Origin of the sequence: Acinetobacter pittii ANC 4050, from assembly GCF_000399685.1 — a bacterium.
GTDB classification, from domain to species: domain Bacteria; phylum Pseudomonadota; class Gammaproteobacteria; order Pseudomonadales; family Moraxellaceae; genus Acinetobacter; species Acinetobacter pittii_E.
Window position 1 is genome coordinate 3254375 of sequence record NZ_KB976987.1, and the last position, 22494, is coordinate 3276868.

Sequence of the window (22494 nt, forward strand, 5' to 3'; positions counted from 1 at the left end):
GATAGGGGCTTTTTTATTGGGCTTTATTTAAGACTTTCCTAAAAAGTCAGCAGTATTTTGTACATTTGCAAATGTACTCAGCGCAGTTAAAAAAGCGGTTTGTACGTCTTCAGCTTTTACAGTTTTTCCGTCATGGCTTAAATCGCGAGTTGCGGTTGCATCTGCAATTAAGATCGGTTGATAGCCAAGTTCTTTGGCTGCACGTGTACCTGAATCAATACACATGTGTGTCATCATGCCTGTAATAACGAGTTGCTCAATTTGATGTGCTTTTAAAAGTTCATTTAAATTGGTTTCTAAAAAACTGTTTGGATAATGCTTTGTCACGATCAATGACTCATCGTGAGCACTAAGTTCAGGGTGAAGTAAAACACCGTTAGTATTTTCTTGAAAGAAGCTCGCTTGTGGTGGATTAATATGTTGTACGTAAATGATGGGCAAGTTTTTCTCGCTAAAATATTGTTCAAGTTGTTTTATTTTTTCTAGCGCTTGCTCTGGCCCAACCAATTCCATTTTGCCATTTTTAAAATAATCATTTTGTACATCGATAACTAATAATGCTTGTTTCATGAGATTACTCTTGTTGATATGAGATACAACAAGATTATTCTCTGCTTGAAAAATCGGCTATAGTCAGATGAAAGCATTACCGCTCGTTTTCTTTCGCCATGAAAAATGAATATTGAATTAGACCCGATTGATCTAAAAATTATTGCATTGCTTAAACAAGATTCCCGCCTCACAAATAAAGAAATTGGGCAACGCGTGCACCGGACAGGGCAGGCGGTGGGTGCTCGAATTGCTCAGTTGATGGATGCTGGGGTCATTAAAAATTACACGATTGCCGTGCAGTATTCACATAAACAATTTATTCATTTGCATTTAAATGAACAACGCGCATTTGAAGAAATTGAAAATCTGGTCAAGCAATATGAACAAATCGATGAATGTTTTAAAGTCATGGGCAATGCTTGCTATATGATCGTAAGCCATTTTGAACACACAGCATTAAATGAGTTTATAGAGAAACTTTCCAAATGGTGCCGTTACTCAGTTGAAACTGTGATTCGAGAAGTTGAGAAATCTTAAAAAAATAAAGGCTCCAAGCCGAGTCTTGGAGCCAATAAATTCTTTATTTTTAATTTATTGTTTTTATTATCTTGCACTGTTTTAACTGGGGTTTTTAGGCTGATTTAGCTTGAATTTCTACCTCCTTTTCCTGTTGAAGCTCTAACTGGCGAACGAGTGGTAGAACCTTTTCTCCAAAATATTCCACCTCTTCAATAAAATGTAAGAATCCTGAAAGAATCAAATCAACGCCTACATTTTTAAGGGCCACAATACGCTCTGCAATTTGCTGTGGTGTACCAATTAAATTGGTTTTAAATCCATCGTTATATTGCACTAAATCTTCAAAACTTGATTTTGCCCAGTTACCTTGTTGTTCTGGGGAAGCCGCACCTGCTTCCCGAGTTGCATCGCCAAACGCATTGACTGCTTCAGTGTTGGCTTTATCAATAATTTCGTGAAGTACTGCTTTTGCTTCTTCTTCGGTATCTCTGGCAATAATGAAAGCGTTTACCCCAATTTTGACATGATGATTATTGGCTTTTGCTTTGGTACGAATGTCTTCAACTTGTTTTTGAATTTCTTCGACAGTATTACCATTAGTAAAATACCAATCAGATACACGAGACGCCATGTCACGTGCAGCACGTGAGCTACCGCCTTGAAAAACATCAATATAAGGCTTTTGCAGAGGTTTTGGTTTAAGTGTGTAGTTTTGGAACTGATAGTATTTACCATCGAAACTGTAGTTATCTGTGGTCCAGATTCCTTTTAGTGTACGAATAAATTCTTCAGAGCGAACATAACGTTCGTCATGCTCAGGCCACTCTTCTCCAATGGCATCAAACTCACCTCTGAACCAGCCACTCACCACATTAATGGCAATACGGCCTTCGGTTAGATAATCAATCGTTGCAAGTTGTTTGGCTGCAAGTGCCGGTTTCCAGGGGCCGGGCAGAATCGCCGCAATGACTTTAAGTTTTTCAGTTTTTGCCAGTAATGCATGACTGAAACTTACAGATTCATGTTGGTTTTCTGCCCCGTACCCCGCCGTAAAACGAATTTGGGTGAGCGCATATTCAAAACCATTGTTTTCGGCAGCCTGTGCAAGTCGAACATTGTAGTCATAACTCCAGTCTGTACGCTGTTCGATGTTACTCACCACAAGGCCACCGCTTACGTTTGGTACCCAATAAGCAAATTTAATTGGTTGTTGTAATTGCGTCATGGTTCACTCTCCCCATTCGTTCTTTTTATTTAGCTCTATCGCGCTTAGGCAACATGCGTTAATGATTTGCCAGACTTGTGATGCAAACGAGACTCTGCCGCATCAAGATCTGGTACAGCCGCTGAAGGCAATACTTCTTCTTGTTCAATTTGCTTGTTAATACCAAGCTCTTGATTTGCCTGCTGTGATTTAGGTTTAACCACCTCAGCACGTTTACCTTTTGCCGGTGCCCATTCTAAAATTGGCAATGCACGTGCTACCGCTAAGGTAATACGATCTGATAATTGCTCGCTTTTCACCGTATATTCAGGAGTAAAGTCACGATCGGTCGCATATACACCAATTGGTAAAGTTTGTGCTTGGAAGAAACTAAATAACGGTCGAAGTTGATGCTCGAGTACCAGCGCATGACGATCGCTACCGCCTGATGCCGCTAAAAGCACAGGTACATCAACCAATGCAGTTTGTTCAACAAAATCGAAAAAATGTTTGAAAAGACCTGTAAAAGAGGCACGATAAACAGGTGTACCTACAATTAAAGCATCTGCTGCTTCAACTGCTGCAAGATCATCTTGTACGCGCTGTGGAAGTTGGTTGCGATAAAATGCACCCCCTAATAAAGGTCCAATTTCGCTTAATTTAATGAAGTGAACTTTAATATCGATTGCTTCGGATAACTCATCAAGAATGGCTTGAACCAGACTTTCCGTTTTAGATGGGGTATTTAAGCCACCAGAAACGGCAACAATATTTAAAGGTTTTGGTGATGTGATACCAGTCATAATTTGGTTCCTAAGCCTAAAACAAGAGATTAGACTTATTAATCAACAACGACGGTAAACTGTAAAATAACGAAATTGGTCAACCTTATCAGTTTTAAATATAAAAGATAAATAGTGGATTTTTATACTTTATTTTTATATTAAGTTATTGTTTTTATTTTATATAATTATAGGTGATATATTTTTTATAATAAAAAGGAAGCTTATATAAAAAACAGATTAATTTTGATTAAAAGTTAAAAAACATCTGAAAATCTTGGCTAAGTTCTACATTTATCAACATTTTGCATAAAAATGGATAAGATGAACGTATCTTTCATCTAAATAGTAGGGTTACAATAGGCCATACTTATGCTCAAGATTACTTTAATCGCTTATGAATATTTTAATCGTTGATGATCATCCTTTGTTTCGTCATGCTTTAATTCAAGCAGTACGTTATAGCCTGCCACAGGCACAAATCCATGAAACAGCCTCGGTTGATGAGTTTTATGAGCGTTTGGAAAATGGGGCAGAACCTGATCTAGTATTACTCGATTTAAATTTACCGGGTGCTTCAGGCTTTTCGGCTCTGGTTTATGTAAGAGCACAGTATCCATCTATTCCGATTATTGTTGTTTCTGCACATGAAGAAACTTCAATCATTCAGCGTGCAATTGCACATGGTGCGATGGGTTATATTCCTAAGTCGGCTCATCCAAGTCATATTGGCGAAGCGATTCGTCAAGTCTTAGAAGGTGATATCTGGTTACCACCTAACTTGCCATCTAATCTTAACCTTGACCCAAGAGCAGCAGATGAAACTGCTTTAGCTGAACGTATTCAATCTCTAACACCTCAGCAATTCCGTGTTTTGATGATGGTTGCGGAAGGTTTGTTAAATAAGCAGATTGCATACGAGCTTGATGTTTCAGAAGCAACGATTAAAGCCCACGTAACGGCTATCTTTAGAAAATTAGGTGTGCAAAACCGTACACAAGCCGTATTGGCTATTAGTGCACTCAATATTGAAGATAAGAAAATCTAAAAAGAAAAAAGACCTCGATTGAGGTCTTTTTTATGGGTGTCATTTAAGCAAGGCAATCTTGCTTAGGGGTTAGGCTGTCGCAGTACAACGGGTTAAGTGCACATTGCAAATCATCAATTTGTTCTTGAGTCACATAGCCTTTCATTTTTAAATATTCAGCCACACGGTCATCACGTAAGCTTAGGAAGGCTGCATCATAAACCCCTAAATCAACAAACAGAGCAGCTGTTTCTAGGCTGTTGAAACGATCCAAGAAAATATCATTGCCATACATCAAGAAGATATGGTCAAGTTTTGCTTTTTCATCAACATGCAGTCGTTCAGCAAGTTGATCGGGGTGTGTTTTAATAAAGAGTAAATCAGATAATTCATCAAATTGAGTCATATCTAACTGATTCTTGCCGAGTTTGACATGACCAAGCCAAGCTTTGAAAACCAAAACCGCACCGCCACGGAGTAGCATGCTCCAGATTTGATGACGTGTGTCATGGTCAAGATTTTCACTTTCAGCGCTAAGAACGTTTAAGAAATTTTCTTCTTGTTGTGCCAATTTATCAAACAAGCCTAGTCCTTGAGGATGATAAGCCGCAGGTGCAAATACATCAAAATTTAGGTCGTGGAATACATTGAGTGCGAGGGGGACCGCAGACTGATAAATTGTATTTAACGCTTTGATATGTGCTTCAGTGAGTTTGCTGTGAGGGAAAATACTTTGCCAATCTAGTTCAGGAAGTAAAGCATTGGCACTGTATTGACGATAAAACTGTTGAGACGAAAGTTGGCCTTGTGGGCTGTTATCAGAAATATTCATGGCAATTGTCCTTTGCATTAATTCGTGAGCAGGGGCGCTTTATATAGAAATGGGTTATAAAAAATAGCGGTACATAGAATAAATTGGTTTTGAATATTTATGTGTCATCAAGAATGCAAGTAGAATACGACTAAAGTCGTATAAGGTTGTTTTTGTCTAATTATAATTTTAAAAAACAGTTACTTATGAAATTGTAACTAAGTATACAAGTGTTCACTTACAAAAAAGGTGGGCTTTGCCATAGAAAAAGAGCTATTGGAAAGTTTAGCCAATTATTTAATAAGCAAAAGTAGACTTTTTGAGCAGTTCTGCCTATTGGCTTAAATTAGACCTATAATTTTTGCCAAAAATCTCTCCCAAATTTATTAAGGCTTTGGGAGAGAAAAAAATTAATCTGTCTCACTGGCAATTTTAAGACCCGATAACCATGCTCTTAAAGAAGCTGGTTTAAGCGGTTTTTTGAGTAAAACGATATTCAGTTCTTTCAATTGTTGAGGTAACTCTGGATGGGAGTCTGCTGTAATCAGAGCAACCGGAACATCATGTTGACGATTTTGCAAAATAAAATCGACACCGAGTTGGTTGTTATTTAAATGCTGATCGATAAGCCAGACTTGAATATTCTCTTTTTGAATAATCTCAAATGCTTGTTCGGGTTCAGTGGCTTTAAAAACCTCGTAGCCCCATCGACCTAATAAGCTACTCATGCCCTCAAGAATTGTTTCATCATTGTCTAAACATAAAATTCGATAGGCTTTAGTTTTTAAAGGCACTGCTTGTACGCTTGGAGTGGCCACTTTTGGAGCTTCTACCACTGGAACCTCAATCATAAAGCAAGAGCCTTTATCGAGTTGTGAGTAGACATGAACCGGATAATTCAACAAACCAGTCATACGCTGCACAATAGCAAGTCCCAAACCTAAACCTTGCTCACCCCAAGGTGATAAATGTCCACAGCGTTCGAATTCTTGAAATAATTTAATACGTTGCTCTTCGGCAATTCCAGGGCCTGTATCCCAGACACCAATTCGAATATGACCAGGTTTTTGAGCTGAACGTAATACACCAACAATCACTCGACCTTTGGCTGTATAGCGCAAAGCATTACTTACAAAGTTTTGAATAATGCGTCGAATCCATTGTGGATCTGTATCAATCCAGAACGATACATCATGAACTTTTAATGAAATATTTCGCTGTGCAGCAATTGATTTGAACTGGAGTTCAAGATCACTTAATAAATCGTGTAAAGGATAGGGCTGTCTTTTGGGTTGTATGGTGCCGCCTTCCAAACGTGCAATATCGAGTAGGGCAGAGAGCATACTTTCTGCGCCATACAGAGCACGGTCAAGTTGCTGCAAAGTTTGACGATCTTCTTCAGTTGCGATGCTTTGTTCAAGAACCGTACTAAAGAGACGGGCAGCATGCATAGGTTGTAATAAGTCATGACTGGCCGCTGCAATAAAGCGGCTTTTCGACATATTGGCCATATCGGCTTGTTCGCGTGCAAGCTGTTGCTCGCTTAAGGCGTCGGCAAGTTGTTGGGTTCGATCTTTTACACGTGCTTCAAGTATTGCCTCATTCGCACGGAAAGCAGTAATGTCGGCAAATGTTGTAACGAAGCCTCCACCTGAAATAGGATTACCACGCATTTGAATAACGCGTCCATCTTTACGGATACGTTCAAATTCATGCGCACTTCCGACTTTCATCCAGTGTAAGCGTTTACGAACATGTTCTTCGACTGAACCGGGGCCACATTCGCCGCGTTCAGCATTATAACGAATCAGATCGGCAATTGGACAACCCACATAGACTAAATCTTTAGGGTAGCCAAACAGTTTTAAATATTGGTTGTTCCAAGCCACCAAACACATATTTTTATCGACCACACTTACCCCTTGGGTCATGTGGTCAATCATGGTCATCAGCAGGTTTTGATTAAACCGTTGCCATTGTGAGGCTTGGTCTAAAATATTGGCGACTTGGCCTAATGCCAAACCATTGTTAATCATTGCTGTCGTCAGCAACGTACGTGCAGAAGCAGCCCCGATAATGCCAGCTAGATATTGTTCGGTGAATCGCCACCACATGCCATTGGCAATACTATTCGGATTGAGTGTGAGATGATTTTGCTCACAAAAGTTCTCAAACGCTTGTGTTGTGGGTTGCTCACCCGTAATTCTTTTAGCAAGGGCGAACAGATCGCCTACTTTTAAACGTGCAGCATCGTGTGGTAAATAGGTCAAATCGGTAGACGTATGCGGTGATGGCAAAGGCTTAGTTTCATAATAGAAAAAGCTTTCTGCCTGTATTTGTTCTGCCACACTTGGGCGGTAAAGTTTAGAAATCCAGATATATAAAACAATATTTAAACCAAGTGACCAGATTACGCCGTGTGTAAGTGGAGCAAATGATTCAAAACCAAAAAGTGACTCTGGACGTAAGGCATTAATTCCAAAAGGCCCAAAAAGTAAAATACTTTGAGCTGTGTCCTGATAGATCTCTGGCAAGCTACGTAAAATCGTTGGAAACAGTAATGTGTAACTCCACATTAAGAATCCAACAATAAGACCAGCATAGACACCTTGGCGACTTCCGCCTCGCCAATACAAACCGCCAATGAGAGCAGGTGCAAACTGGGCAACCGCACTAAATGCTAATAAACCGAATACTGAAAGTTGATTAATATCATTAAAGAAATGGAAGAATAAAAAGCCAAGAAGCATTACTGCGACAATACTAATACGACGGCTAAATTTAAGAACTTTCGGTAAGTGTTTATCGTGTCGTGAAAGTAATTTGAACCGCCACAGGGCAGGCATAATCAAGTCGTTACTGAGCATGATAGACAAGGCAACAGATGAAACCAGTAACATGCCGGTGGATGCAGAGAACCCGCCTAAAAAGGCCAATAGGGCTAACCATTCTTGGTTATAACTCAATGGTAATGAGAGTACTGCAACATCGGGTACAGTTAGGAATTTTGGCGCTGCATGTAAAGCCCAGCTTGCAATCGGGATAATAGCTAGAATCGTTAAAATGAGATAAGCCGCAAACCATTTACGTGCACCGCGAATATGCTTCTCATCGCGTAATTCAACAACCGCTACATGAAACTGACGGGGTAAACAGATAATCGCTAGTCCTGCCAATAATGTCTGAATCCAAAAAGTTTCAGGGACCCCAAATAATTGAACTTCCTGAAAGGTTTGGTTTACGTCGGCTGTAACTTGAACTAAGTTCGCGGGTGCCTCAAAAATAAAAAATAAAGCGACACAAATCAGCGCGAATAATTTTACAAAAGATTCAAAAGCGACAGCTAACATGAGGCCGCCATGCTGTTCGGTGTTTGCAATTTGCCTTGTACCAAAAATCATAGCTAAGATCGCAAGGACACTGGTTAAAAGCAAAACGCTATTGGTGGTCGTATGAATATGAGCATTTTGCTCCAAGATGACGGATGTACTTAAGGCAATTGCGCGTAACTGGAGAGCAAGGTAGGGAATAATCGCAATGACCGCCAAGATCGTAACCAATGAAGCCAAGACACCGCTTTTGCCATAACGTGCAGCAACAAAGTCAGCAATTGATGAAATCGCGTGATGCTGACGCACTCGGCCTAAGCGTCGCCAAATGTCATAACCAAACCAGACAAATAATAGCGGACCTAAATAAATCGGTAAGAAAATAACACCTTCTCGGACGGCAGCCCCAGTTGCGCCATAAAAAGTCCAAGATGAACAGTAAACACCTAAGGTTAAGCTGAACAAGAACATGCGGCCACGTGTACTTAGGCGACTGGCATGCTTTTCGCCAAAAAAAGCACAAATGAATAAGAGTGCTATATAAAGAGTGAGTACCCCAATAATCAGCCAGCTGTTCATATGACCTACATGATTAAAACCTTGTGCCTATCATACCCCAAGCAGAAACAAAGCTATAAATTGATTAAATTTTAACGACCAAAGTCTAAGTTACGAATTACACGTAATTTTGCTAATTTGAATAATGAGAAACTACTATTAAAAAAGTGGCCAAGGTTGGGCACAGGGCAAGGAGTTTGGTTATGGATCAAAGCCAAGTAGAAAAGATTCTACACAATCCAAAGTTTCAGAAAATGGTCAAGAAAAAAAGTGCATTAAGCTGGACGCTCACAATCATTATGTTAGTGCTTTATGTGGGCTTTATGCTACTTGTTGGCTACAACAAAGAATTTTTGATGAGTTCATTTAGTGGTGGTGTAACGACATGGGGTATTCCACTAGGCTTAGGAATTATCGTTTTATCTTTCCTACTGTGTGGCGTGTATTCCTATATCGCAAACAATACCCTTGACCAGTTGAGTGAAGAAGCGTTGAAGGAAGTTGAAGCCATCACGCATGAGAAAGGATTACACTAATATGAAATGGAATTCATTAAAAGCGAAAGCCTTATTGGCAGCAGCATCGCTATATTCAACTGTTGCTATGGCAAGCCCGGACTTAGGTGAAGCTGAGCAACAAGCCACCAACTGGCATGCCATCATTATGTTTGTCATCTTTGTTGGTTTCACTTTGTTTATTACCAAGTGGGCGGCAAAACAAACCCAATCGGCACAAGATTTCTATACCGCAGGGGGCGGAATCAGTGGTTTCCAGAATGGATTGGCAATTGCCGGTGACTATATGTCAGCTGCATCTTTCCTCGGTATTTCCGCGATGGTGTTTAGTTCGGGTTTTGATGGCTTACTTTATTCTCTTGGGTTTATGGTAGGTTGGCCAATCGTTTTATTCTTGGTTGCAGAGCGTTTACGTAACCTCGGTAAATACAATCTTTCAGATGTAGTGTCATTCCGTCTCGAAGAAAAACCGGTCCGTACCTTAGCTGCTTTGAGTTCACTTGTTGTTGTGGCATTTTACTTGATTGCTCAAATGGTAGGCGCGGGCCAGCTCATCAAATTACTATTTGGTTTGAACTACAACATTGCTGTTGTCATCGTTGGTCTATTAATGATGGCATATGTGATCTTTGGTGGCATGTTGGCAACGACATGGGTACAGATCATTAAAGCGGTTATGTTGCTTAGTGGTGCGACTTTCATGGCATTCATGGTGATGAAAGCGGTTGGTTTCAGCTTCAGCAACATGTTCACTCAATCAATTGAAGTATTCAGTAAAGTTCACAGCGTAAGCTTTGAAGAAGCTGCAAAAATTATGGGTCCGGGTAAACTTGCCGCAAACCCGATTGATGCATTGTCTCTTGGCTTAGCACTCATGTTTGGTACAGCGGGTCTTCCACATATTCTTATGCGTTTCTTCACTGTAAAAGACGCAAAAGAAGCGCGTAAATCAGTTGTTGTTGCGACAGGTTTTATTGGTTACTTCTATCTTTTAACTTTCATTATTGGTTTCGGTGCGATCCTTTTCGTATCAAACAACCCACAGTTCCTTGATGTTGCGAAAATGGCAGTATCAGGCAAGCTTGAGCTTGTTGGTGGTAATAACATGGCAGCCGTGCATTTAAGTGACGCTTTAGGCGGTGACTTATTCATGGGCTTCATTTCAGCAGTAGCGTTCGCAACGATTCTTGCTGTTGTTGCTGGTTTAACACTTTCAGGTGCATCTGCAATCTCACATGACTTATACGCTAACGTATTCAAAAAAGGTCAAACGACTCCAGCTTCAGAACTTCGTATGTCAAAAATTGCGACACTTGGTTTAGCAATCTTTGCCATGATTTTGGGTATCTTGTTTGAAAAACAAAACGTCGCTTTCATGGTGGGCTTAGCGTTCTCTGTGGCATGTTGTGCGAACTTCCCAATCCTTGTTCTTTCAATGTTCTGGAAAGGTTTAACCACTCGTGGTGCGGTAATTGGTGGTGTAGTTGGTCTTGTAACAGCAGTGGTACTTATTATTCTGTCTAAAGCAGTTTGGGTAGATACCTTAAAAATCTCTGATACACCAATCAACCCGTTCAACGGCCCTGCATTATTTGCGATGCCATTATCATTCCTGTGCTGTTGGTTCTTCTCGGTGACTGATAACTCTGCACGTGCTAAAAAAGAGCGTGCTGCATTCGATGCCCAATATGTTCGTTCAATGACAGGTATCGGTGCTTCTGGTGCGTCAGACCACTAAACTCAATACTAATAAATATCTCATTAAAAGCCCTCAGGGGCTTTTTTTGTTTATCTTATATACTGAGATGAAAGAGCTTTTTAATAAAGAACAACTTGTTTATCCTATTTTTTGTACAGTATGATTTTCTATAATTCAAAATATAACGAAAAAGGAAAATAATTAAATGCGCTCTATTATCGAGTTCTGGGCGAGCTTTCGATTGCTACCTTCTGCGTGGCTGTTGCTGGTTCAGTTTGTTTTATTGATCTTAGCTATGCTGACTTTTAACGATGCCTCTTATAGAACTCTCACTTGGGCGTTAGGAGTACTTGCCTTACTCATTATTGCCAAAGTGATTCGCCAAACCCCAATGTTTACTTTTCTGGGTCTAAGCTTTGTCAGTGGAGCGATTATATCTTCGGTCTTTATTTTATTGGGCTATAGCAATTTAGCGATCCAGATATTTGCTCATAGTTGTGAAGCGTTAGCTTATTTTTCGGCAGCGTATGGTTTATTTCGTTATATGTTTGCTGATCGATATTTAACAAGGGATGAATTATTTGCAGCCGCTGCAGTTTTTACTCTGCTTGCTTGGGGCTTTGCATTCCTCTACAACATTTGTCAGTTATTAATTCCTACTAGCTTCCAAAATCCAAATAATGCTCATCATTTACAGACGTGGTTAGATCTACTCTTCCTGAGTTTTAGCTTACAGTCAGCAACAGGCTTATCTGATTTAATGCCGCTTAGTCCGCCAGCACGTGTTTTAGCGATGCTACAAATGTTTTGCGGCGTGATGTATCTCGCTTTGATTGTTACACGTTTGATTGCTCTACAGTATATTGCTCATCCGCCAAGGAGAAATACCGACAAATAAAGAAGAGGGTGTTTCAATTTGTTTACACCTTTGTAACTGCAATATTATTTAAGTTTATTTAGAGTATTATCGGCTTTCTCTATTGAAAGATTTAACTTTGTTCATTCCGTGAATATCTCTATTGGCTTAATGCCTGTCACTTTTCATTAAAATAACATGGAGGAGTTATGCCTTCCAAACAACCAGGTTGGTTCGCAAACGTTAATCCTAACGTATTTTTTGGTACGGTCATTATCATTGCCTTATTTTTAGCAGTTGTGGTGATCGCCCCGAGTTCCTTTGAACTTTTAACGCAGCAATTAAAACAATGGATCACCGATTCATTTAGCTGGTTTTATGTTTTATCTGTTGCCTTCTTTCTCATTTTATTGATTTATATCGCCTGCTCATCAATAGGCCGGATTAAGTTAGGGCCTGACCACAGCCAGCCTGAATATAATAATGGGTCTTGGTTCGCCATGCTGTTTACAGCAGGGATGGGAATCGGTCTAATGTTCTTCGGGGTTGCCGAACCCGTCATGCATTATGTTAATCCACCGAGTGGGGACGCCCAGACTATTGATGCAGCTCAGCAAGCACTCAGAGTAACCTTCTTCCATTGGGGCTTACATGCATGGGCAATTTATGCAGTAGTCGGATTGGCATTGGCTTATTTTGCTTATCGACATAATTTACCCTTAAAGACCCGTTCAGCACTCTATCCGCTCATTGGTAAAAAGATTTATGGGCCATGGGGCGACAGCATCGATATATTCGCGACCATTGGTACGGTATTTGGTGTAGCGACTTCTCTCGGGTTCGGTGTAACTCAGATTAACTCTGGTTTACATTATTTGTTCGGTGTTGAGCAAAGCACCCATATTCAAGTTTTACTCATTATTTTTGTGAGTATCTTAGCTTCCTTGTCTGTATTCCTAGGTCTTGATAAAGGGGTCAAACGCTTATCAGAGCTAAACTTAGTCTTAGCCTTAATTTTATTAGCATTCGTTTTTATCGCTGGTCCAAGTATCTATTTACTCCAAACCACTATTCAAAACACTGGGCAATATATCTCTAATCTTTTTACCATGACATTCAATTTATATGCTTATCAGCCAAATGGATGGATTGGTGGTTGGACAATTTTGTACTGGGCTTGGTGGATTTCATGGTCACCATTCGTGGGAATGTTTATCGCACGTGTTTCACGTGGTCGTACTATTCGAGAGTTTATCGTAGGAGTTCTGCTCATCCCGACAGGTTTTACGATTATCTGGATGGGCTTTTTAGGAAATGCTGCGTTATTTAGTATTATTCATGAGCATCAAACTACTCTCATTCAGGCTGTTCAGCAAGATTCCTCAGTTGCACTATTTGAGTTTTTAGGTCACTTGCCATGGTCAGGTGTCATGAATATTTTGGCTACGATTTTAGTCGTTTTATTCTTTGTAACTTCTGCTGACTCGGGAGCATTGGTCACCGATTATCTAACAGCAAAAACTGAAAACTCACCTACTTGGCAGCGTTTGTTCTGGACGGTGCTGATGGCTCTACTCGCCATTATCTTATTGCTAGTCGGTGGTTTAGCCGCGTTACAGTCTTCAATTATTATGAGTGCATTGCCGTTTACTGTGGTCATGCTTTTAATGAGTTGGGGATTGATAAAAGCATTGCATCTTGATGTCACCAAAATGACAGCCATTCAGGAAGCACGCATTACTCCACGTGCCATTCATAATCCACGAAGCTGGCAACAGCGTCTCGGATTAATCATGCACTATCCTCATAGTGAAGAAGAAGTAAGAGAATATATTGAAAAGCAAGTAAGCCGTGCGTTTGAAAATATTAAACATGAATTTAGACGCCGTCACTTAGAAGTTTCAATTACTCAACTTGAAGATGGAATGCAACTTCGAGTCGATCACCATCATGAAATTAATTTTATTTATAAAGTTGTTTCACGTGAAACAGTGCCGCCAAGTTTTTTAATTGGACGTACTGAAGCTGAAGATGGGCAATATTTCCAAGCTGAAGTCTTTTTAAGAGAAGGTGGGCAGAACTATGACGTAATGGATTGGACTCAAGAAGATTTAATTCAAGACATTATTGATCAATATGAACGTCATTTATATTTCTTAAATATTGTACGAAGTTAATATTTAGCTGTAAAAAAAGGACTCAAATGAGTCCTTTTTTTTAATTCGATTTCTAATTTAAATTAGAAGCGAACTTTAGCATTTAAGCCGATAGTTTGTGTATCGTAGCTAGACTTTTTAACGTCAGCTTTCATGTACGATGCACCAACTGCTACAGCTGGAGTAATGAAGTAGTTTACGTTACCACCCCAAGCTTGACGGAATTCACCAAGGTCATTGCCTTTGATGTCAGCTGAACCATCGTTACCAATGAAAGACGCGCCAACGCTTAACTTAGGAGTTAAGTAAAGGTCAGTTTTTAAACCATATTGGTTTTCTTGACCGAAAGCACCAGCAGCTTCAAAACCGATTGCCATGTTAGTTCCATCGATTGGACCTACATATTTAGCACGAGCTGTAACAGCATCTTGGTCATCTTGGATCGCAGCAGTTTGGTTCACAGCAGAGTAGATACCGTTGCTGATGATGCCAAAGTTGTCTAAAGCGAATTGGTTAGCAACGCTTGTATAACCAACAGTCATCAAGAAGTTAGGTAACAACATAGCACCAACTTCTAATGCATAACGGTCACCGTTGTCATCACGAGAGATAGCGTTTTTACCATCAACATCAGTGTGGTTATAAGTTGCGCTAGCGTATACAGGAAGGTAAGGAGTAGGAACGTAAGCCTCACCTTTAACGCCGTATGTACCAACGTGGTAGTTTAAACCGTTGCTTTGGTCATACTGTTGGTAGCTATAACCTAAAGATACGCTAGAAGCTTGGTTCAAGAAAGCTGCTTCAGCTAAAGGACCTTTAGCGGTATCAACATTTTTTAAATAGAATGTACCAGCAACGTCACCAGTGAAGTTTTTATCATTTGCAGTTGTGTCAACGTATTCAGATTGACCTTGAACTTCAAATTGATAAGCATGAGCACCGGTCATGGCTAATAATACAGCAGTGGCTAAACCAAGTTTTTTCATAATCATTTCCAGCATTAACAAGAGATAAAGCTGGGGTCATTGTATTGTAACAATTTATGAAGTCAATAATGTAGGAAAGGTAATGTTAAAGATATTTGACACTTATGTTAAAATTGGTGAAAAACTAATCAAATGAAAAGTGAATTGTCAACCTGATAAAAAAATGAACATTTACAATAAGCTAATAATTATATTTCATTATGAATTAAGAAGTAAATATTAAAAAGACATTACAATTGCAATTGGAAAAACTGATTATATTGATCGGTTTTAACATTGACAAAAGTATCGCTTTGTTTACAAAGTGAGTAAAAAATAGCCATTTTATTATCTAATTTGTTTTATTTTGAGGAATAGTTAACAATATTTAGATTAGTTTAGCTAAAAAATTTAACTATTCTTAATTATTATATAAGTGAATAAAGTAAAAGAAATCTCTATTTTAAGTCAAAAAAACGATTAAAGTTTTAATTCTGATTAATTTAATCAACTTTACAAAAGTAGAGATAAATCACATAATTCAATGGCAAAGTTCACTGCCTAACGTTTTTAGGATTTAAAGTGCTTGCCCAGATACGATGTGTATACCACATCAGATTTTACGAGCTCAGCTTTCCCCAAGGTTGAGCTTTTTTTTATCTATAAGAAAATCTAAAAATTCTAATAAAAATTATGTGAAATTTATTTTAAAACATTTGGTCAAAAAGAACCCAGCTTAAAGAAGCTGGGCAATGGATGCTGGGAGAAGCATCCAAGAGGACAAGTGAATATGTTTGATTATCATCACCAAAACAGTTTAATCTGTAAAATGGAGTTTTTTTATAAAAATTATTCAATTTTCCGATTTTGTTTATTAATTAAGCTTACGGTATGTAGAGCTCTTATAATTATTAAGAAGAGAAAAGATCAGTTTATTGATGAAATTTTAGTTATTAAAATGCTAGGATAAATTTAAGCCTAATTTATATCGCATTAAAAATGGCAGGACATTTACGGAGTATCAGCTAGAAATGGCAGGATTACGTTCAGAACATATTAGTAATCGACTGTTCCTTTTCATGCTGGTCATTATTTTGTCCTTATTATTCATGGCAATACCTCTTATTGTGGGAAGCTATCAGGATTATATAAAAACTAGACAAGCCTTAGCTGAAATAAAAAGTTTAAGAGCAGTGGCAGATATTGCTTATAAAATTTCTAAGGAACGTGCTCCTGCTAACAAAATGATGTCGAGTACTCCTGAGGATTTATTAAAGAATCAACAAGAATTAAAAAAATTTCGTTTAATTGTCGATGAGCAAATTGATTCAAGCATTCTTATTTTAAAACAAGCGGGTTATGTTTCATTAGCTAATGAGTTGCAAACCAGTTTAAAGGAAAATATTAGACAAGCGAGAGCTGTCGTTGATTATTATGGTGAAACTCCCTATGCAGCAAGGACTTCCGTTCAAATGGATAATGCTATTTTAGGGATGTTTGGCGCATGGGATCATTGTAGGGAAATCCTACAAAAATTAATGTTGCAGTTAAAAAGTAAAGACAGCCGTATTTCTAATTATTTTACGCTTATTATTGTGCTGACTGATATGCGTGATCAGGCTGGGCGCATGGCCTCTAACATTATTGCTCCCGTTAGTTTTAATGAAGAGATTCCAAGTAATAATCGGGCACGCTCTCTACAAACTCAGCATCAAGCCAGATATTTATGGATTTTGGTTGATACTTTGCAGCCTGAACAGGCAAAAACTTCAGAATATCGTCGATTATATTCACAAGTAAAAACGGAGTTTATAGACAAAGGTATTCCAATTGTAGAAAAGCTATTGGATGAGAGCCAAAAGGGCGAGCCATATTTTCTAAATGGTACACAGTTAACCGAAAAAATCGTAGGTAAATTTACTACTGTCGTTGATTTACAAACATATATTCTTAATGAAAGTGTGGTAATTGCAAATCAAGAAAATGCGATTGCCCGAAATGATTTCTTTTTAACTTTATTTATTTCTTTAATTTCCTTGGCTACAGCATTACTTACTCTGATATATGCCCAAAGACGTGTATTTTCTCCTTTAATTAAAGCGAGAACTTTAATTTTAGATTTATCTCATAGTTCTGATCATTGTACAGATGACATGAATGTCACCACAAAAGGTGAATTTTTTTCTTTGTTTGAAGCGATAGATCGATTGCAGCGTATGTTACAACAACGAGATGCTTTTGAGTTTCAATTAAAGAATATCGCGAATACGGACCCCCTCACTGGTGTGTCTAACCGTTTGGCTCTATCTGAATATTTAAAAATTGTTGAAAGTTATCCTCAAAAATTTACCCAGACCTGTTTAATGATTATCGATATAGACCGTTTTAAACAGGTGAATGACCAATATGGACATATTGTAGGTGACCGTGTCATTGTCAGTATTGCAGAGCAATTAAAACAAAATATTCGAAGTTCAGATTTAATTGTCCGTTATGGGGGAGATGAGTTTTTGATACTGTTAGAGCAGGTGCAATTTGTGGATGCTCGTCTTTTAGCAGAAAAAATTCGAATGGCGATTTCTTTAGAAGAGATTGATTTATCTGGATCAGAAGAAAAATTGCATGTGTCTGTCAGTATTGGTTTTGCGATAGGAGCGATGAGTTGGATTGAGCTTTTAGAAAAGGCTGATAATTCACTCTTAAAAGCCAAAGCTAGAGGGCGAAATGCAGTTGAGGGATAAAAAAGCCGGAAATGATTTCCGGCTTTTTATTTTATTGCTTCAACATCGGCTTTAAGAAACGCCCCGTATGGGAAATCTCAACCTCAGCCACTTGTTCAGGTGTGCCTTCAGCAATGATCATACCGCCACCAGAACCGCCTTCAGGACCTAAATCTACAACCCAGTCGGCTGTTTTAATCACATCAAGGTTATGTTCAATCACAACAATGGTATTACCCTTGTTACGTAGCTCATGCAAAATGTCGAGTAACTTGGCAATATCATGGAAATGCAGACCTGTTGTTGGTTCATCCAAGATATATAAAGTTTTACCCGTATCTCGTTTTGCTAATTCACGTGCAAGTTTCACACGTTGCGCTTCACCACCAGAAAGCGTGGTAGCAGCTTGACCTAAACGGATGTAGCCTAAACCTACCTGAGTTAAGGTTTCTAAGCGGCGATGAATCACTGGAATTGCACTAAAGAACTCCGCAGCATCTTCAACAGTCATTTCTAAAACATCAGAAATATTTTTGCCTTTATAGCCAACTTCAAGTGTTTCACGGTTATAACGTTTGCCATGACACGCGTCGCAAGGTACATACATGTCTGGTAAGAAGTGCATTGCGACTTTAATCATACCGTCGCCTTCACACGCTTCACAGCGTCCGCCTTTTACGTTAAACGAGAAACGGCCTGCACTATAACCACGAGCTTTTGCTTCTGGTGTTTGTGCAAATAATTCACGAATTGGCGTAAATAACCCTGTATAGGTCGCTGGGTTAGAACGTGGTGTACGACCGATCGGGCTTTGGTCAATATCGACAACTTTATCTAGATGTTGGAGACCATCAATCGAGTCAAACTTCTCGGCCGTTAATGTGGTTGCACCGTTAAGCTGTGTCGCAGCCAATGGAAGTAATGTGCGGTTAATTAGTGTCGATTTACCTGAACCTGAAACCCCGGTTACGCAGGTCATAATGCCAAGCGGAATCGTTAAATCGACATTTTTTAAGTTGTGACCACTTGCCCCAGAGAGTTTGATGACCTCATCTGGACGTGGTGATTGAGTACGTTGCTTTGGAACTTCAATTTTGAGTTTGCCTGAAAGATATTGACCTGTAAGAGAGTCGGCATGTTTAGCCAATTCATCATAAGTCCCTTCAGCAATAATCACACCGCCATGTACACCAGCACCCGGACCGATATCAATAATATGGTCAGCCGCACGGATTGCATCTTCATCATGTTCCACGACCAATACCGTATTACCTAAATCACGTAAGCGAATTAGCGTTTGTAATAAACGATCGTTATCGCGTTGATGTAGACCAATTGATGGTTCATCAAGCACATACATTACGCCCATTAAACCTGCACCAATTTGTGAGGCTAAACGGATACGCTGTGCTTCTCCGCCCGATAAGGTTTCGGCAGAGCGAGCTAGACTTAAATAGTTAAGTCCCACACTCACTAAGAAGTGTAGACGTTCACGAATCTCTTTAAAGATTTTATCTGCGATTTCGCCTTTAGCACCTTCAAGATTTAAACCTTGGTAGTAGCTTTCAGCATCACCAATCGACATGCGAGTAATGTCAGCAATCGTTTTATCTTTCACACGAACGTTGCGTGAAATTTCATTGAGACGTGAACCATCACATGCATCACACGCCGCATTAGAGAGATATTGAGCTAAATCATCACGTACATAGTTACTTTCAGTTTCACGATAACGGCGTTCAAGGTGAGGCAAGATTCCCTCAAACGGTTGTACGCGAGTATGTTTACGGCCACGTTCGTCGATATAGCTTAAATCGACTTTTTCTTTGCCCGTACCTTGTAAGAATTTCTTTTGAGTATCTTTATCTAGCTGGTTCCAAGGCGTATCAAGTTTTAAACCAAAATGATCGGCAACTTTTTGCAGCATCGAATAATAATATGGGCGCTGACGATCCCAACCACGGATAGCACCTTCACTGATCGCAAGGTCAGGATTTGGAATAAGCTTTTCAGAACTAAAATGACTGCGTGTACCTAAACCATCACAAACAGGGCAGGCACCGAACGGGTTGTTAAATGAAAACAAACGTGGCTCAAGCTCTGCGACAGCGCGATCACATTCTGGACATGAGTGCTTTGCAGAAAAAACGCGATCAGGATGTTCACCATTCATCCATGATAAAACAGCAATATCTCCACCTAAACGCAGTGCAGTTTCAAATGATTCTGCAATACGGTTTCCTAAGTCTTCACGTACTTTAAAGCGGTCAACTACAACTTCGATAGTGTGTTTTTTCTTTTTGTCGAGCTCTGGTGGCGTATCAATATCAATGATTTCACCATCTACACGAGCACGAACAAAACCTTGACCTTGTAACTGCTCGAACAGGTTACTGTATTCACCTTTACGCTCACGAACGACAGGAGCAAGCAACATGAGTGCTGTGCCTTCCTCAAGGTTTTTTACTGCATCGACCATTTCAGAAACAGTTTGCGCAACCATTGGCAAGTCGTGTTCAGGGCAGTAAGGCGTGCCGACACGTGCGTAAAGCAAACGCAAATAGTCATAAATTTCGGTAATCGTACCAACTGTTGAACGCGGGTTATGACTGGTAGATTTTTGCTCAATGGCAATCGCTGGTGATAAACCTTCAATCGAATCGACTTCAGGCTTTTCCATTTGCGATAAAAACTGACGGGCATATGCTGAAAGCGATTCGACGTAACGGCGTTGGCCTTCGGCATACAGGGTATCGAAGGCTAGAGAAGATTTTCCTGAACCTGATAACCCCGTAATTACCACAAATTTGTCGCGTGGAATATCGAGAGACACATTTTTTAAATTATGGGTACGTGCGCCTCGAATACGGATATGACTTTGGCTCATAAAACATCTCAATTATGTATTGATGAAAATTTAGGTGTTGTTTGATCAGCCGCAGGGAAGTGTGACTAGTAGGAAACAACAGACCTTATATATGATAACGATTTAAAATTGTTCAAGTGGTACAAAATGATTTAATGCGACAAATTGTGACGGTTAAACGACAATCGACAAAATTTGTTTAAATAAGCAGGTTGTATTTTTAACATTCCTTAGTTCAGATTTCTACTCTAGACAAATTTTAACCAGCAACATAACTTTACTAGACGACTGGTCTAATAGTTGTTTATGATGTGTGCATGAAACGATTAAATAAAAGTGAAACTACCCGACAACACATTTTAGATACCAGCTTTGAGCTGGTATTACATAAAGGTTTTGTTGGTGTTGGTTTGCAAGAAATCTTAAAGGCTTGTGACGTACCTAAGGGTTCGTTTTATCACTACTTTGCTTCGAAAGAGGCATTTGGCTGTGCATTGTTAGAACAATATATGGCTGATTATAAAGTCCGTGTGGAACAACTCTGGCAGCACAGCGAGCGAAGCGCCCATGCCCGTTTAATGGCATTGTGGCGGGCGTGGATTGATGATCCGGTAAATGGCAGTTGGGCTGAAAATTGTTTGATTGTGAAATTGGCAGCCGAGGTTTCGGACTTATCAGAAGATATGCGTCAAATTCTCAATGACGGTGTGTACAAACTAACGCAGCGTCTGGCTTTGCTACTCAAAGAAGGACAGCAAGAAGGGTCAATTCCAAAACATATTGAGCCTTTAAAAACTGCGCAAGTCATGTACCAGTTATGGTTAGGTGCTGCTTTACTTACAAAATTGTCGCAAGACAAAGCACATCTCCATCTAGCCCTTGAAACCACCCAACAACTCATAAAACCGATAGAGGAATAAAGCATGCGAAGTATTATCCATCGTAATTTTGGCGAACCTGTAGACGTTTTAGAGCAGGCGGATATGCCAAAGCCAGAACCAAAAGCAGGCGAAGTGCGTATTAAAACCATCATGTCTCCAATTCATAATCATGATGTATGGACAGTCCGCGGAAGCTATGGCTATAAGCCGACTTTACCTGCGATTGGCGGTAGTGAAGCAGTTGGTATTGTAGATGCGTTGGGCGAAGGCGTTGAACATATACAGGTAGGTCAACGTATTGCAGTGGCAGCTGTGCATGGCAGTTGGGCTGAGTACTTTATTGCACCTGCTCAAGGACTTATTCCACTTAATAATGAAATTGATGACGAAACAGCAGCACAGCTCATTGGTATGCCAATTAGTGCCCTGATGCTTTTAGATTTTGTTAACGTTCAACCAGGTCAATGGTTAATCCAAAACACGGCGAACGGTGCAGTCGGTAAAACAGTTGCGATGATTGCACAGGCACGTGGTTTACCTGTGATTAATCTGGTTCGTCGTACGGATGCAATTGCAGAAATGCAAGCTTTAGGTATTCAACATGTTGTGGCGACCGATCAACCTAACTGGAAAGAACAAGTTAAACAGATTCACGGTGACCAACCTCTGATTGCTGGTGTAGATTCGATTGGTGGAACCGCAAGTGGTGAAATGTTGCACTTACTCAGTGAAAATAGCTTGCTCGTTTCGTTTGGTAGTATGACAGGTGAAACCATGCAGATTTCATCGGGTGATTTAATTTTCAAACAAGCGACAGTAAAAGGATTCTGGGCGAGTGTGGTTAATAAAGAAATGCCAGCTGCTCGTAAAAAAGAACTGATTGTTGAGCTATTAACATTAGCGACCCAGAAAAAATTAATCTTGCCCGTAGAAGGTGTATTTAGTTTTGATGAGATTAAAACTGCCGCTCAAAGCGCAACGCAAGGTGCTCGTCAAGGCAAAGTGTTGTTAAAGCCGTAAAATACTAAAAGATCAGTCGAGAGACTGATCTTTT

At 39.6% G+C, this 22494-nt stretch carries 16 protein-coding genes; 9 read left to right on the top strand and 7 right to left on the bottom strand.

The features are described from left to right. Positions 1-27 precede the first annotated feature (27 nt). The gene (gene ywoC / locus F931_RS18995; protein ID WP_016142779.1) at positions 28-570 is read right to left on the bottom strand and encodes a cysteine hydrolase family protein; all 543 of its coding nucleotides are present in this window, start codon (positions 568-570) and stop codon (positions 28-30) included. Positions 571-675: 105 nt separating this feature from the next. On the opposite strand from ywoC, the gene lrpB reads away from it, so the two are divergent. Then, positions 676-1089, top strand: coding sequence for an Lrp/AsnC family transcriptional regulator (gene lrpB / locus F931_RS19000; RefSeq protein ID WP_016142780.1), 414 nt, complete (start codon positions 676-678; stop codon positions 1087-1089). Positions 1090-1183: 94 nt separating this feature from the next. Here lrpB and sfnG read toward each other — a convergent pair whose 3' ends face one another. Then, positions 1184-2296 (bottom strand): dimethylsulfone monooxygenase SfnG, encoded by a 1113-nt coding sequence (gene sfnG, locus F931_RS19005; protein ID WP_016142781.1) that lies wholly within the window; start codon positions 2294-2296, stop codon positions 1184-1186. Positions 2297-2340: 44 nt separating this feature from the next. Continuing rightward, the gene (msuE, locus tag F931_RS19010) at positions 2341-3078 is read right to left on the bottom strand and encodes an FMN reductase (protein ID WP_016142782.1); all 738 of its coding nucleotides are present in this window, start codon (positions 3076-3078) and stop codon (positions 2341-2343) included. 376 nt (positions 3079-3454) lie between these two features. Between msuE and agmR the strand changes: the two genes are divergently transcribed. After that, positions 3455-4105 (top strand): response regulator, encoded by a 651-nt coding sequence (gene agmR / locus F931_RS19015; RefSeq protein WP_002122041.1) that lies wholly within the window; start codon positions 3455-3457, stop codon positions 4103-4105. A gap of 43 nt (positions 4106-4148) precedes the next feature. Here agmR and F931_RS19020 read toward each other — a convergent pair whose 3' ends face one another. Continuing rightward, positions 4149-4916 carry a hypothetical protein gene (locus F931_RS19020; RefSeq protein ID WP_016142783.1) on the bottom strand — a complete coding sequence of 256 codons (768 nt, stop codon included), beginning with the start codon at positions 4914-4916 and terminating at the stop codon, positions 4149-4151. Between the two features lie 389 nt (positions 4917-5305). After that, positions 5306-8803: a hybrid sensor histidine kinase/response regulator gene (luxQ, locus tag F931_RS19025; RefSeq protein ID WP_016142784.1), complete on the bottom strand. Its 3498-nt coding sequence runs from the start codon at positions 8801-8803 to the stop codon at positions 5306-5308. A 182-nt stretch (positions 8804-8985) separates the two neighbouring features. Here luxQ and F931_RS19030 point away from each other — a divergent pair, with 182 nt between their 5' ends. The 4 genes from F931_RS19030 (at position 8986) to F931_RS19045 (ending at position 14029) form a co-directional block, all read left to right on the top strand. Then, positions 8986-9318 (top strand): DUF485 domain-containing protein, encoded by a 333-nt coding sequence (locus F931_RS19030; protein WP_016142785.1) that lies wholly within the window; start codon positions 8986-8988, stop codon positions 9316-9318. A 1-nt stretch (position 9319) separates the two neighbouring features. Continuing rightward, entirely contained in the window at positions 9320-11035 is a 1716-nt protein-coding gene (locus tag F931_RS19035; protein WP_016142786.1) for a cation acetate symporter, read from the top strand. A 166-nt stretch (positions 11036-11201) separates the two neighbouring features. Continuing rightward, entirely contained in the window at positions 11202-11894 is a 693-nt protein-coding gene (locus tag F931_RS19040; RefSeq protein ID WP_016142787.1) for an ion channel, read from the top strand. A gap of 167 nt (positions 11895-12061) precedes the next feature. After that, entirely contained in the window at positions 12062-14029 is a 1968-nt protein-coding gene (locus F931_RS19045; RefSeq protein WP_016142788.1) for a BCCT family transporter, read from the top strand. Between the two features lie 62 nt (positions 14030-14091). Here F931_RS19045 and omp33-36 read toward each other — a convergent pair whose 3' ends face one another. Next, positions 14092-14994, bottom strand: a complete 903-nt coding sequence (omp33-36, locus tag F931_RS19050) for a porin Omp33-36 (protein ID WP_016142789.1) — start codon at positions 14992-14994, stop codon at positions 14092-14094. Between the two features lie 1010 nt (positions 14995-16004). On the opposite strand from omp33-36, the gene F931_RS19060 reads away from it, so the two are divergent. After that, a complete protein-coding gene (locus tag F931_RS19060) occupies positions 16005-17714 on the top strand; it encodes a GGDEF domain-containing protein (RefSeq protein WP_016142791.1) in 1710 nt (569 codons plus the stop codon). 31 nt (positions 17715-17745) lie between these two features. On the opposite strand, the gene uvrA is transcribed toward F931_RS19060, so the two are convergent. Continuing rightward, positions 17746-20580, bottom strand: coding sequence for an excinuclease ABC subunit UvrA (gene uvrA, locus F931_RS19065; protein WP_016142792.1), 2835 nt, complete (start codon positions 20578-20580; stop codon positions 17746-17748). 296 nt (positions 20581-20876) lie between these two features. Here uvrA and ydhM point away from each other — a divergent pair, with 296 nt between their 5' ends. Continuing rightward, positions 20877-21479: a TetR/AcrR family transcriptional regulator gene (gene ydhM / locus F931_RS19070; RefSeq protein ID WP_016142793.1), complete on the top strand. Its 603-nt coding sequence runs from the start codon at positions 20877-20879 to the stop codon at positions 21477-21479. A 3-nt stretch (positions 21480-21482) separates the two neighbouring features. Continuing rightward, entirely contained in the window at positions 21483-22460 is a 978-nt protein-coding gene (mecR, locus tag F931_RS19075) for a zinc-binding dehydrogenase (RefSeq protein WP_016142794.1), read from the top strand. Positions 22461-22494: the final 34 nt, after the last annotated feature.

Bases quoted from the DNA above. Each gene is read 5' to 3' on its own strand.
- ywoC (WP_016142779.1), bottom strand. From the start codon at position 570: ATGAAACAAGCATTATTAGTTATCGATGTACAAAATGATTATTTTAAA.
- lrpB (WP_016142780.1), top strand. From the start codon at position 676: ATGAATATTGAATTAGACCCGATTGATCTAAAAATTATTGCATTGCTT.
- sfnG (WP_016142781.1), bottom strand. From the start codon at position 2,296: ATGACGCAATTACAACAACCAATTAAATTTGCTTATTGGGTACCAAAC.
- msuE (WP_016142782.1), bottom strand. From the start codon at position 3,078: ATGACTGGTATCACATCACCAAAACCTTTAAATATTGTTGCCGTTTCT.
- agmR (WP_002122041.1), top strand. From the start codon at position 3,455: ATGAATATTTTAATCGTTGATGATCATCCTTTGTTTCGTCATGCTTTA.
- F931_RS19020 (WP_016142783.1), bottom strand. From the start codon at position 4,916: ATGAATATTTCTGATAACAGCCCACAAGGCCAACTTTCGTCTCAACAG.
- luxQ (WP_016142784.1), bottom strand. From the start codon at position 8,803: ATGAACAGCTGGCTGATTATTGGGGTACTCACTCTTTATATAGCACTC.
- F931_RS19030 (WP_016142785.1), top strand. From the start codon at position 8,986: ATGGATCAAAGCCAAGTAGAAAAGATTCTACACAATCCAAAGTTTCAG.
- F931_RS19035 (WP_016142786.1), top strand. From the start codon at position 9,320: ATGAAATGGAATTCATTAAAAGCGAAAGCCTTATTGGCAGCAGCATCG.
- F931_RS19040 (WP_016142787.1), top strand. From the start codon at position 11,202: ATGCGCTCTATTATCGAGTTCTGGGCGAGCTTTCGATTGCTACCTTCT.
- F931_RS19045 (WP_016142788.1), top strand. From the start codon at position 12,062: ATGCCTTCCAAACAACCAGGTTGGTTCGCAAACGTTAATCCTAACGTA.
- omp33-36 (WP_016142789.1), bottom strand. From the start codon at position 14,994: ATGAAAAAACTTGGTTTAGCCACTGCTGTATTATTAGCCATGACCGGT.
- F931_RS19060 (WP_016142791.1), top strand. From the start codon at position 16,005: ATGGCAGGATTACGTTCAGAACATATTAGTAATCGACTGTTCCTTTTC.
- uvrA (WP_016142792.1), bottom strand. From the start codon at position 20,580: ATGAGCCAAAGTCATATCCGTATTCGAGGCGCACGTACCCATAATTTA.
- ydhM (WP_016142793.1), top strand. From the start codon at position 20,877: ATGAAACGATTAAATAAAAGTGAAACTACCCGACAACACATTTTAGAT.
- mecR (WP_016142794.1), top strand. From the start codon at position 21,483: ATGCGAAGTATTATCCATCGTAATTTTGGCGAACCTGTAGACGTTTTA.